Genomic DNA, 12,326 nt, shown 5'->3' on the forward strand with positions numbered 1-12,326 from the left:
GAAATATTTTGACTGTCTTTTGTTTCAGCATACCACAAACCCATAAAAAAAGAAAGGGGGACGGTTAACGCCCTTTTTCCAAGCTGTTTTCGTCCCCATTTCCACTCTTTTCTTCTTTATCCGCTGTATTGTAATCCACAGTCAGAACACTAGCCTTTCCAAAAAAATTTTTATTTCTTCTCACCATTTGTCAACCAGCATCCATACAAAGTTTTAAAGAAAGAATCCTTTTTAAAGATTCCTCAATCCGGGTTTCTGAAATTTCTCCACTTTGCATAGCAAAAAGAACCTCTTCATAAGCCTCATGGAAGTCCACTGGCATCAATAACATATCCGCACCTGCATTTATAGCTAAAACAGCAGCCTCCCCGGAAGTATACTCCTGTGCAATAGCTCCCATATTCAGTGCATCTGTGATAACAATTCCCTGATACCCCAAATCGGTTCTCAATATATCTGTTATCATCTGCTTTGATAAGGATGCAGGAACCGTATCACCGGTAATTCCCGGACAGGAAATGTGAGCCACCATAATTACTTCCGCACCGGAACGAATCCCCTCTATAAAAGGAACTAATTCATTTCCTTTCATCTCCTCCAAAGTGGCGTCTGTACTGGCATATCCTGTATGCGTATCTGCAGTCGTTGCTCCATGTCCCGGATAATGCTTCAATACTCCAATCACTCCCGTATCTTTCATTCCTTTCAGTTCTGCCAGAGCCATATGGGACACCATATGACAGTCGGAACCAAAAGAACGATTTCCAATCACTGTATTTTGTGGATTGCTCAAAACGTCTGCAACTGGAGCATTATCCATATTAAATCCTAAATCAGAAAGAAATGTTCCAAGCTTTGTTCCCAAATTATAAGCTGCCTGAGTATCTCCGGTTCTTCCCAATTCACGCATATTGACAGAAGCATCGAATTGAAAGGCCGGATTTCTTCCAAACCTTGTGACCGTTCCTCCTTCTTCATCCACGGACAAAAACAATGGAAGTCCAATCCGATTTCTGGAATATTGTTGAACATTTGCAGTCATCTGCTTCACCTGCTGCGGTGATTCAAAATTTTGAGCAAAATAAATAATCCCTCCAACTGGACAAGCTTCCAGTGCTGCTTTCGTACTTTCTCCTGCTGCCACAACCTGTCCTACTCCGGTCAGTGCTTCCGGCGTAATCATAAAAAGCTGCGCTACCTTTTCTTCTGCAGACATATTACGAATTTTTGCTTCCACTTCCTGTTCCAGCAATTCCTCTTTTGTTGGTTCTCTTTTTACGGGTTCCTCTTTTTTAGACTTCGGAGTAACTGGTTTTGAATCTTTTTCTGCTTCTATTTTTCTTTCAGATGCTTGCTTTTTCTCTTTCTCTGTATGATACAGGCTCCACGACCGCCAAATTACACAGCCCCCCAGCAGTAATACAAAAAGGACTAAAATTTTTTTCTTATTCATATTCAACAATGTACCCCACTTTTCCACTTAACAAATCCGGATACATTCCAGCCAGATTTGCTGAGGAGTCATTCAAGTACCAGCTTCCGGATACGCAGAATAAATTCATCACATCTTCTTCAATGGTACCTGTAGCCTCAGAACCCACATCTACGAAACTGGGCTCTCCATTGTACCAGTAAAGCTGTGCCCAGGAATCACTTGTATTCAAACCGGATTCTATAAATTGATTTTCCTGATTCACCCAATAATATGTCGTATCTGACGCTGTCCGTTTTCCTCCCAGATAAAAATGAATATCGGTATAGCCACCTGCATTCAGCAAATTCTTAATATGTTCATATTCTTCCTCTGAATTAATTCGCACCAGATATCCTCCAGCGTCCATACTTTTTTGACGTGCCTCTTCCCAGGTACAGTCTTCTATCACAAAGCCATATTCATGAATTCCCACATCATCTTTCATGGGCTCTATTTGAATAATCGTTTCCGGATACAATTGAACTTCACCGTTTTCTCTCCAAATTCTACATTCCAACAGCATTTTTCTATTTGTATAATCACCGCCCTCAAAAATATGGGTATCTTCTACTTTTACACCATCTATATTCCTTACTACAACTGCTTTTCCTGTATCTCGGTCTTCCAGATAAATATTCAAAGGAGTTTCAAATGTAAACTTGCTGCTCCCTTCCTCTTCTAACAGGCAGCCTTCTATCTGAACATAAGAAGCATTATATGCATCCAAATCCACTTCTGACATATCAACAACCTCTTCCGTTTTCTCTTCTGTCTGCCCTATTGGCTCTTCTGGCTCAGGATAACTTTCCACATATACATCAGACTGCGGTTCTACAGAATCCGAATCATTTTTCCCACAGGATTTTACAATAAATATAAGGGCCACCAGAAGTAAGAGAAGCACTGCGCCTCCTGCAACTAAAAATGGATTGAAAGAAATGGTAACTTTATTTGAGGAAGAATTTTCTTTTGCAGGTTCTTGAAAGTTTCTGTTAATATCTCCGAAACTGTTTCCATATACATCTTCCTTTTCCTGTTCTTTCTCTGCCTCAATTTGAACGACAGGAATCTGTCCCTCTTCCGGCTTTTCCGCCTCAATTTTCGTTTCGGTTTCTTCTGCCTTACTTTCTTTCCCGTATTCCTCAAACATTCTGGTAGGATCCAAAACTGGTTGAACGGTTTTGTCTGAATTCTCTTTCATCCGATTTTTCTTTTTATGTTTTTTTTCCGGTTGTAAGGAAACAGCCTGTTTTGTCTCCGTATCAATTAATGGAAGGTTACAAGAAGGACATATTTTTATTCCTTCATATTCTTTTCCGCATAATGGACACTTCATGGTTTTATATTCCTCCCTTTTTCTTTCGTTTTTTAAATAAGCCGATGATTTCTTTCCACGACCAGAGCATACAACGTCTCTGCACTGGTGTTAATTCCCTCTTCATCTCCCATAGATACCGCCCGTTCCAGAGAATCTAATTCTTTAAACACTCGCTGCTCTATTTCGTTTGCAGCAGATGAAGATTTTACCGGACTGCATCGAAGGACATCATATACCTTTTCTATTTTTTTCAATAAAACCCTGTCTCCGACTTTCTCTATAATGCTCCTCATTCTTACAGAAGCTGTTTTTACATAACAAAGTTCCTTATTATGACTCTCTATAGCCGTTTCGGTCTGTTCATTTGCAATCATATTGGATATCAAAACAAAGAGATAGACTGCCAAAATAAGCACCTGTACAATCAATGCTCCTTTTATCCCTTTGGGGGCTATAAGAATAAAAAGGATACCGACAACCAGTTCTATTCCAAAATAAGTCGCAGAAATCCACCCTAACACAGCACTAAAAGTTCCCGTTTCTCTCCCTTTTCTTACAAAAAACGGAGTAGCCAGCAAAAACAAATATGCAAAGTGAATAAAAAAGTAAGAAATCCAAACAGATGCCGGATGATTGATTCCGCCAAGGGTATAAAAAATAAGATTAAATACGACCAAAAAAATCAAATATAGAATCGACCACATGGTATTTTTTCTTTTCATATCAAATTTTCCTCTTTTCGCCACAATTGCTGCAGAATTTCATACCTGGTTCCAGTTCAGTTCCACAATTTGCGCAAAATACCTTTTGATTCAAAGGGGCACCACAGTTGCTGCAAAATTTTGCTCCTGAAGCACATTCACTGCCACAATTTACACATTTTATCCCCTGTGATATTCCTGTATTTTTTTGTGTAAATCTTCCGCTTGGTGTCTGGTGAACCGGTTGCTGCTGCGTCTGATTTTTCATAGGTGCAAACATTTCCTGTGCCATACTGTTAAACACACCTCCGGCCGCCATGCCCATACCCATACCTGCACCAGCTGCTGCCAATCCACCTGCGCCTGGATTATTAGACAGATTTCCCAAAATATCTGCTGCTTTTTGTCGTCCCCAATCATTGCCTAACACATCCATAACAGCCTTATCTCCACGTGCCTGATTTACTTTTTCGAGCGCAGAAATCTGTGAAATATCAATAGCATCATATTTCCCCCTGTCTACATCCAGTCCGGAAAGCACAAAGGCTGTACATTTCAGGCCATATTCATCTAGAATTGCTTCTATGTATGGAGTAATCTGTTCTGAAAGTTCGTCTAAATAAGCATCAAGACCAATTAATTCCTGCTGAAGTCCGTTTAAAAATTTTGCAACTGCAGATTTTATTTTACCTCTCAATATATTTTCAAAGTACAGGTTTATCTCTTCCTGTTCTTTAAAAAATACATTATTTCCTACTTGCTTTTCCAAAAACAAAGCAGGATTTTCTATCTTAAGTTTATAAGCTCCCCGTACCCGTACATCTGTTACAATATTAAAAACTTTGTCGCGTACACTTATTGGGGTATCTGTCCCCCATAAAATTTCTCTGCTCTCTGCATCTCTGACAAAATAAACAACGCAGTGGAAAGTACTGATACCTCCGGAAATAGCATTTCTCAGTCTGCTGATAAAAGGATAATTTTCTGTTGAAAGTTTATATGTTCCTTTCTCGAAAACCTGTTCTACAACTCCTCCCTTGACAAAAATTGCTTTTTCTCCCGGCATAACAACCAATGTAGAATTCGTATTAAAATCTTCCTCCGGCTGTCTCCAAATCAACAGTTCTCCACTTGCAGAATTTTTAATCACATCTGTCCAGTGCTTTTTACCGCCTATATATACTTCTTCGTTTGGATTTCTATTAAAGAATGCCATTTGATTACCTCCTAATTAAGTTCTGTCATTTTTGCATTTTTAAGGATTTCAAAATTCGTACGTGAAGGCAGGATAAAGCTACTAATTTCTCCTGTTTCTTTGTCTATTGCAATCCCTGCATTCCCAAATCTGGGTTGCTCTTTTTTTCCTGCATATACAACCCAAATATTTTTCGATTCATAAATTTTCGTTAATTCCAATTGACCTTTTTCTTGATAATATTTTTGTGCAATTTCTATTGCTTTCTTAAAATCAATCATTTTTTCACTCCTTTACAACAATTTAAAATGCGTGATGACGGCATAAGCTGGTCAGTTCTGCAAAATGATACACTTCCTGGTTTTGCTTCATCAAAATACCAACTTACGTCAGTATCTCCCGTTTGAGGGTCTACAAAGTATGTCTTTCCATTTCTTTGTTCTGCCATAAACGTATGCCCTCCCTCGCCAACATCCCATTGCAAACAGACTTGAGCTCTTGAACCATCTCCCCAACTGCTCATTAAGTCCTGGATATCATGTAATCCATTCCCTGATGCCTTCCTTACATCCGGACTTTCCCATACATCATATGGGTGATACGACAAATAATCGTTGTTATCCACACAAGGGAATGCTGTAACATCATATCCTCGTGAACGCATTTCGTATGTAGGAACACACCTTTGACAATTTACTTTCCATTCATCGCTCAACTCATAATTAGGATTTGCTGCCTCTAAATTATCTTTATAAGATAAATCTGGCGGCACTTCACTCCATTGTCCAAGATTATCAAGTTTATTTAGTGGTGGCAGTTCATAGTCTGGATATGCCTGTCTTTGTAACTCTCTCCATTTTGGGTCTTGCGAATAGGTTTCAAAATCATCGAGTCCATAGCTGTTTGCATTCATATAATCAATCAACTGATTGCGCGCATTTTCTTGCGTAAGTGGCGGCAGCTCATAATCCGGATACGCTTGTTTCTGCAATTTTCTCCATTCAGGGTCTTGTGAATATGTGGCGAAATCATCCAGACCATAATTATGCGAATTCATATAATCACTCAAACTATTAGCTGTTTCATTATTATTAAGTATATCGTTTGTTTTTTCAGTATCATCTACGGAATTATAAACAATGATTTCATCGTTTCCATCAATCGGCATTCCATCTACCACATTATCCTGAATATCATCAACTGACTGTTCCCCGGTATCCTCACTGTCTACATCAATAGCAGCTTCTTCTACCTCACTATCTTGAATGTCATCAACGGGTTGTTTCTCGACATCAATATTATCCATATTTGATGACTCATCCTCCGAAATGTCCTCTGGCATCTCTTCCGGTATGTCATCTTCTATTTCCGTCAACTCTGCTTCCTGAACTTCCTCTTCTTCCGAAATCTCCTCTTCTTCTGGCATCTCCCCCTCTTCTTCTGGCATCTCCTCCTCTTCCGGAATTTCTTCTTCCTCTGGAATTTCCTCTTCCTCTGGAATCTCCTCCTCTTCTGGAACTTCTTCTTCCTCTGGAACTTCCTCTTCCTCTGGAATCTCCTCCTCTTCTGGAACTTCTTCTTCCTCTGGAACTTCCTCTTCCTCTGGAATCTCCTCCTCTTCTGGAACTTCCTCTTCCTCTGGAATTTCCTCTTCCTCTGGAATTTCCTCTTCCTCTGGAATTTCTTCCTCTTCTGGAACTTCCTCTTCCTCTGGAATTTCCTCTTCCTCTGGAATCTCCTCCTCTTCTGGAATTTCCTCTTCTTCCGGAATCTCTTCTTCCTCTGGAATTTCCTCTTCCTCTGGGACTTTCTCTTCCTCTTCCTCTGAAATTTCCTCTTCTTCTGGAATTTCCTCTTCCTCTGGGACTTCCTCTTCCTCTGGAATTTCCTCTTTTTCTGGAATTTCTTCTTCCTCTGGAATTTCTTCTTCCTCTGGAATTTCTTCCTCCTCTGGAATTTCCTCTTCCTCTGGAATCTCCTCCTCTTCTGGAATCTCCTCTTCTTCTGGAATCTCCTCTTCTGGAAATTCTTCTTCCTCTGGAACTTCCTCTTCCTCTGGAATTTCTTCTTCCTCTATTTCCGGCACCTCTTCTTCAAAAGTTTCCTCCGGCACATCATATTCCATATCTTCTGAAAATTCATCTCCCATATACTACTTTCCCTCTTATCATGTATTTTCGAGATTTTTTTGAATCGTTACATCGTGTATTTTTATAGAAGTATGATATTTAATTCTTCGAAACAACTGCACCTTAACACAAGCCACTAATTCATCATCTAAAGCCTCATCATTTAACTCTGCTCTAATTAGACTGCGAAGTTTTGGAATAACTTTTTTAATAATTTCAAAGTCTTTACTATCCTTCTTAAAATACTGATTAAAAATTCGACGTGACACTTCTTTTGCCAACATTCGGCGTCCATACTCACAGGTAACATGACAATATTTTACATAAGAACATTCTGGATATGGCCTCAATTTATCCTGCTTATCCTTCCAATAAGTAGAAAGCTTTTTAATTCCTTCATCTGATAATGTAATCTGAATATTATTCTGCAAACGATAATCCTCTGTTTTAATTTCTTCCGGTTCTTCCAATTTATTAAAAAAGAAAAAGGCTTCGCCCGGCTTTAATTTAGACAATCTCTTTATCTGTACTTCATCCATGCCTGTAGAATCTGCTAAAATTTGTTTATCTGTAGCCTCCACAAGACGAAAAGCCATTTTTATATCTGTAAGTGCTACAACATCTGTTGAAACTTTTCTTGGGGGACTGGTCTGCAATAACAATTCCAACACCATAAGAACGAATCTCAGCCAGCATACGTTTCACCAATCCCTGCGCTATAGCACTAGGATTGGCATCTCCCTGTCCTCCATTACTCTGCGCATCTAAAAGAACATGTGCCTCTTCCAGAAGAATTAAATTTTTAAGTCCTCCCTCTCCTACATAATTACTATTCACATATGCCAAAATGGATAATAGCAATAACGAAATGAGCAGTGCTTTCTGGTCACTATTTTCAATGGCTGCCAGTTCAATTACTGTAGGCTTGGTCAGCAAATCCTCAATAGGTATCGAAAAATAATTATCAAATAAATTTACAAGAGAATTTAAACGCACCACTCCTGCTCTTCCAATGTTCTTCGCATCTCCGGTATAACCAATAGCGTCAAAGGTTTCCTGAAAGCACTTAATGAAATCTGTTATATTAAAAATCCGCCCTTTATCATCAATTGTATAGGTATCCAGCCAGCGAAAATCAGAATAGCAGTTATTAATAGCCTCTTCAAATATTTTGTCAAGAGGTGTCGTCATTGACACACCTGCCGCAAATGCTGTCTTCAATGTTGACTTATAAGTTTCCAGTTTTACATTTTTAGGCGGTACAAAAGGATTATACACAAAAGGTGAAATAAAATTTTTTCCAGGTGTAAATACCTGCAAATCTGGAATACTCTGTACCAGGGCACGATATTCATTCTTGGCCGGTTCAATAACCAAAAACGGAATTTTATGTTCTTTCCAAAGGCGATCCAAAAGTCCTACAGAAAAAGTTGTTTTTACCAGAACCGGGTGTCCCTACAACCAGCATATGTTTTGCCAGATCCTTTAATGAAATTCCGATTTTGTCCCCTCTTGAAGAAGACTTTAAAGTACCGATTTCTATATCTCCTGCATTAATAATATGGTCTGCATACGTTTTGCTGGTTTTCCCGGATTCATTTACCGGAAGTCCGGCAGAAACCCGGCTGCTTCCAATGGGGAGACGGAAAAATTCCGATGCTTCTTCTGCGGTAATCATATACGGCAATCGGTAATACGCCTCAGAAAAAACTCCGCTGTTCCAGATTTGGCTCTCCCGTTCCCTTGTCATCAACACTTCATTCACAGCCCATGGCAAAGGATAAAAATTTGTATCTTTTTGCACTTCACCTTCCTGCAAATCAATAAACTTCATTTTCACAGGCTGCTTTGGCGTATTCAGCTGTGCATATACTCTGGAGGAAATTTCCGGCGCGCTTGTTTGGTTTCCATATATTAAGATATTATATAAAAAAAGCGGATTATTTCTTTGTATGGCATAATATCTGTAAACTTCCGCGTTTTTTTCAGCAAGGGCAAAGCTCACATTTCCAATTTCTGCTGTTCCTTTTCCCAACATATCCAAAATCTGCATCATTCGACTGAGTTCTTCCTGTTCCTGTCCTTCCAATCGAGCAGGAATCAGCTGAAAAGATACTGCACAATCAGGATGTGCGGTTAAAATATTTACGAGCCTGCTTAAATCCTGTGCCGTATCTTGTATTCTGTCATAGGTATAGCAAAAGGGAAGCATCTGATTTTGAAGATTTTCTACCCCTTCTTCCTTGACAAGTGCTTTGACAGAAGATGCTTCTATATTTTTAATTTTTTCTGTCATTTCTTCCATAGAACGTTCTTCATACTCATACTTCTGAAGTTCTAATGCAGACTGACAGGCACGCATAATAGCATCTGCTGTTTTCACTGCGTCTTCTGAAGATTTTTTCAATGGAACGCACAAGCAAATACATTTTAATTTTTGCTTTATAGGGCTGATTTTTCACTTCTTCTGTAATCCACAGAAACTCCAATGCCGTATCTTTATCTTCCCCTGACATGGCGGACTGTACTTTATAATTTTGATATATCTCTGCCAACAGGTTCCCCATATCTTTTTTATAATCTTTTACAATCTCGGATTCTTCTGCATTGTTGTCTATAATAGAAAGATTCGGTATTGACGTAATTTCTATTACACTTAAAGCAACTGCTTCATTATTTTCAAGATAACCAACTGAAGTTTTACTCATAATTTTCCCCTTCTTTTGTATTCTTACGGATAGTCCTTCCCACCATTTGGCGCATGGCATCTTCCAAGTCTTTGAATCCCTTTCCATACTCCCCGCACAGCTCCGTACTTTTCTATGGCAAGTATCATATATTCTGAACAGCTTGGTTCAAAAACACACCTAAGGCGCACCGCATCTGGCGCTTTATTTTGATACAAATGTACCAGCCAAATAATTATCTTTTTTGAAATTACAGCCAAATAAACTATCACGGCAAAAAAACTAATCCACCCTTTTCTTTGCAATTCCGGGCATAGGCAATAAAGAAAAAAATATACACTTATAAAAATCCCAAGTAACCCTAACACTGCATATAACGGTTTTCGATAATTTATTTCCGGTCTGTTTAAAGGATTTTTCGGCTTTTCAGGAGAAGTGCTGTCTATCACCGGCGCCCCTCCTACATCATATGGAAATTCCATGTTCCCTCCTATAAAACAGGAGAAATGCCGCAGCACTTCTCTCCCTAAACCTTACCTATTTTACAAATTTTCTCTCTCTGAGCATCGCCTTTGCAGCCTGCAAGCTTTGCTCCAAAGTTTCATTATTACGCATTGAGAAGCTAAACTCTGTATTTGGAACAATAATTTTTCAGTGTATCTACAACGTAATTATTTTTCTCTGCTGAAATTCCTTTTTTAATGCAGCCAGTAAGATGTGTATCAATTTTTTCTACTATACGCTGCTGTGTAGTAAAACAGGTAATATCCTGATAAAAGAAATCCTGTGTAGTTTCCCACACATCATCACTGGTCATATCAAATTTATATGTATAAGTATAAATTTGTGTATCACTGAAAAAAATCCAGGAAGCTGCAAACCTGGAAGCAACGGCTTGATTTCCTTCTACTTTCACCCATACATCATTGTCATCAAATGCGTCCTCAAAGGCATATCCGCTTAAAACAATTGGCGGAATTTCTTCAATTTCGCTTTCATCTAATGCAATCTTTGCCAATGCCCGTTCTTTTAAATTCAACCCATACAGCCTATTAGCAACAGCCTGCTGGTATTCCATCATGGTCATTTGCTTTGTTCCATTCATACCTGACAAACACCCTGCAGTACACCCCTCATCTGCTAAAAAGAAATCAATGACTCTTTTCTGTTCCTGCGATTTTCCCCTTTTTAAATTTTCAATCAGCAGCTTCTGTGTGCTTTTCTCCATACTTTTATCTAAACATCCCATCTTTTTTCTCCCTCTGTATTTTTTCTCCTACAGACAGCTCGGTCTATCAATTCCGAGGATCAAATATAACTGTTCTACATCTGTTTCTGACAATCCTATTTCTTGAGCTTTCAAAATTAATTCCTGCCATGTAGGGCTGGTATTCAGAAATTTTTTTGTATAATAATCATATTTAATATACGCCCAGAAATAATAATAAATCCCCAGATTTTCAATCATCAGAGCAGCCTGAATATCTTCTTTCTATTTTTTTTATAATCGAACGCTCTTTAATTGTACACGCTTTTTTCCCATTTAAACGGCAAATTGCCGCATAAAAAAACGCCTGAGAATTATCAAAATTATCTTCTATGGCTTTTTCAAAAGCCTGTAATGCCATCTCCCTTTTTCCAAGTTTTAAATAGCACATAGCCACAGACATATTTAAATCCTGATTCTCAGGATTTTTCTCCAGCTGCTCTCTATAGGACTTGGCATATTTTTGAACCTCTGGCATAGGCATATCGTATACACTGTTAAATGTTGTAATAATAACCGGTCTATGACAATATTTGCATTCTTTTTGCCCTGTATCCACGGGCGCCCCACAGCCCGGACATTTGATATCAATAACCTGATAAGCCATTTTTCTCCTCTCCCGTCAATTTATTCATCTTTTTATAATATTGAGATAATATATGAATTTTCTATATTTTCTCACATTATTTTCTATATTTTACCTGTCATTTTTTCAATTTTCAATATGTGGACAATGTTGTGGACAGACTTTTTCTAAAATATAGTTTTTTTCTCTTTCTCATGTTATACTAATATAAACAAAAAAACACAAGGGAGTCTATTATGTCCAAATTTTCACAACTTCTTTCTCAATATATACAGGAAAAAAATGTACGCATCTATTCTCTTGCTGAATACTGTGGAATTGACCGTTCTTTAATGTACAAAATTGTTCATGGGAAACACACCCCAGGTTCTGCATCTGCGGTGGATAAAATTGCCGATTATTTACATTTGACCCCAGGAGAATGCCGCGAACTAACAGATGCATATTTTATCACAGTCCAGGGAAGTGATAATTTTTACAGGCGGAAACACGTTTTGGCCTTTTTAAATGATTTCAAAAATATTGTCAACAGGGATACTTTAAATTTATCTTTTTCTTTCCAGACCTCCTACACGCAAAATCTTATTCCCCTGGATGGTGAAACCAACGTTAATCAGGCCATATTCAATCTCGTTGCCTGGCAGGCGCAAAAAGAGTCTGGTGAAATTCATATGCTTATCCAGCCCAATTTTCCCTTTCTCACTCAGCTTTTACTGTCTATTGCCAGAAATTGTCATCAACTGACGATTCACCAGTTGATTTATCTGAATAAATACGGACTCTGTTAGAGAAAATAGGAAAAGCTATAATCTACATTGTCTGCAAAATATTCTGCCGCTATGTACCTGTAAATATCAATATCATCCCTATTACTATTATGATACTGTTCCTTCTTCACTCGATAGTTTCCGCCTTTTTCCGTATCTTCTTTTAACAGATACTCAGGCTATTATTCTTTCGGAAACACTC

The 12,326-nt window shown here is 38.4% G+C and carries 16 protein-coding genes; 1 reads left to right on the top strand and 15 read right to left on the bottom strand.

Annotation, left to right across the window (positions count from 1 at the left end; translation table 11 throughout):
• Positions 1–64: 64 nt before the first annotated feature.
• The 15 genes from DQQ01_RS16940 to DQQ01_RS11140 form a co-directional block, all read right to left on the bottom strand.
• Entirely contained in the window at positions 65–187 is a 123-nt protein-coding gene (locus DQQ01_RS16940; RefSeq protein WP_278278140.1) for a hypothetical protein, read from the bottom strand.
• Between the two features lie 3 nt (positions 188–190).
• Positions 191–1,453: a glycoside hydrolase family 3 protein gene (locus DQQ01_RS11065; RefSeq protein ID WP_162624298.1), complete on the bottom strand. Its 1,263-nt coding sequence runs from the start codon at positions 1,451–1,453 to the stop codon at positions 191–193.
• Positions 1,446–2,675 (bottom strand): C-type lectin domain-containing protein, encoded by a 1,230-nt coding sequence (locus tag DQQ01_RS11070; RefSeq protein WP_162624299.1) that lies wholly within the window; start codon positions 2,673–2,675, stop codon positions 1,446–1,448. The genes DQQ01_RS11065 and DQQ01_RS11070 overlap by 8 nt, the downstream gene beginning before the upstream one ends.
• A 167-nt stretch (positions 2,676–2,842) precedes the next feature.
• A complete protein-coding gene (locus tag DQQ01_RS11075) occupies positions 2,843–3,514 on the bottom strand; it encodes a hypothetical protein (RefSeq protein ID WP_111920090.1) in 672 nt (223 codons plus the stop codon).
• Position 3,515: 1 nt separating this feature from the next.
• Complete coding sequence (locus DQQ01_RS11080) at positions 3,516–4,709, bottom strand: SPFH domain-containing protein (protein WP_111920091.1); 1,194 nt, start codon at positions 4,707–4,709, stop codon at positions 3,516–3,518.
• Between the two features lie 11 nt (positions 4,710–4,720).
• Positions 4,721–4,969, bottom strand: coding sequence for a hypothetical protein (locus DQQ01_RS11085; RefSeq protein ID WP_111920092.1), 249 nt, complete (start codon positions 4,967–4,969; stop codon positions 4,721–4,723).
• Positions 4,966–6,837 carry a toxin glutamine deamidase domain-containing protein gene (locus DQQ01_RS15915; RefSeq protein ID WP_162624300.1) on the bottom strand — a complete coding sequence of 624 codons (1,872 nt, stop codon included), beginning with the start codon at positions 6,835–6,837 and terminating at the stop codon, positions 4,966–4,968. The genes DQQ01_RS11085 and DQQ01_RS15915 overlap by 4 nt, the downstream gene beginning before the upstream one ends.
• 18 nt (positions 6,838–6,855) lie before the next feature.
• A complete protein-coding gene (locus tag DQQ01_RS11105; protein WP_207657622.1) occupies positions 6,856–7,491 on the bottom strand; it encodes a hypothetical protein in 636 nt (211 codons plus the stop codon).
• Positions 7,382–8,194, bottom strand: coding sequence for an ATP-binding protein (locus DQQ01_RS11110; RefSeq protein ID WP_207657623.1), 813 nt, complete (start codon positions 8,192–8,194; stop codon positions 7,382–7,384). Before DQQ01_RS11110 ends, DQQ01_RS11105 begins: the two co-directional genes overlap by 110 nt.
• A 10-nt stretch (positions 8,195–8,204) precedes the next feature.
• Positions 8,205–9,200, bottom strand: coding sequence for a hypothetical protein (locus DQQ01_RS11115; protein WP_162624302.1), 996 nt, complete (start codon positions 9,198–9,200; stop codon positions 8,205–8,207).
• Positions 9,139–9,525 carry a hypothetical protein gene (locus tag DQQ01_RS11120; RefSeq protein WP_111920096.1) on the bottom strand — a complete coding sequence of 129 codons (387 nt, stop codon included), beginning with the start codon at positions 9,523–9,525 and terminating at the stop codon, positions 9,139–9,141. Before DQQ01_RS11120 ends, DQQ01_RS11115 begins: the two co-directional genes overlap by 62 nt.
• A gap of 23 nt (positions 9,526–9,548) precedes the next feature.
• Entirely contained in the window at positions 9,549–9,986 is a 438-nt protein-coding gene (gene yidD / locus DQQ01_RS11125) for a membrane protein insertion efficiency factor YidD (protein ID WP_111920097.1), read from the bottom strand.
• Between the two features lie 140 nt (positions 9,987–10,126).
• A complete protein-coding gene (locus tag DQQ01_RS11130) occupies positions 10,127–10,753 on the bottom strand; it encodes a hypothetical protein (protein WP_111920098.1) in 627 nt (208 codons plus the stop codon).
• Positions 10,754–10,780: 27 nt separating this feature from the next.
• On the bottom strand, positions 10,781–10,972 hold the full coding sequence (locus tag DQQ01_RS11135; protein ID WP_111920099.1) for a hypothetical protein: 192 nt from the start codon (positions 10,970–10,972) through the stop codon (positions 10,781–10,783).
• Positions 10,965–11,378 (bottom strand): tetratricopeptide repeat protein, encoded by a 414-nt coding sequence (locus DQQ01_RS11140; RefSeq protein WP_111920100.1) that lies wholly within the window; start codon positions 11,376–11,378, stop codon positions 10,965–10,967. The genes DQQ01_RS11135 and DQQ01_RS11140 overlap by 8 nt, the downstream gene beginning before the upstream one ends.
• Positions 11,379–11,593: 215 nt before the next feature.
• On the opposite strand from DQQ01_RS11140, the gene DQQ01_RS11145 reads away from it, so the two are divergent.
• Positions 11,594–12,145 carry a helix-turn-helix domain-containing protein gene (locus DQQ01_RS11145; RefSeq protein WP_111920101.1) on the top strand — a complete coding sequence of 184 codons (552 nt, stop codon included), beginning with the start codon at positions 11,594–11,596 and terminating at the stop codon, positions 12,143–12,145.
• Positions 12,146–12,326 lie beyond the last annotated feature (181 nt).

Source organism: Blautia argi (genome assembly GCF_003287895.1).
Classification (GTDB): Bacteria; Bacillota; Clostridia; order Lachnospirales; family Lachnospiraceae; genus Blautia; species Blautia argi.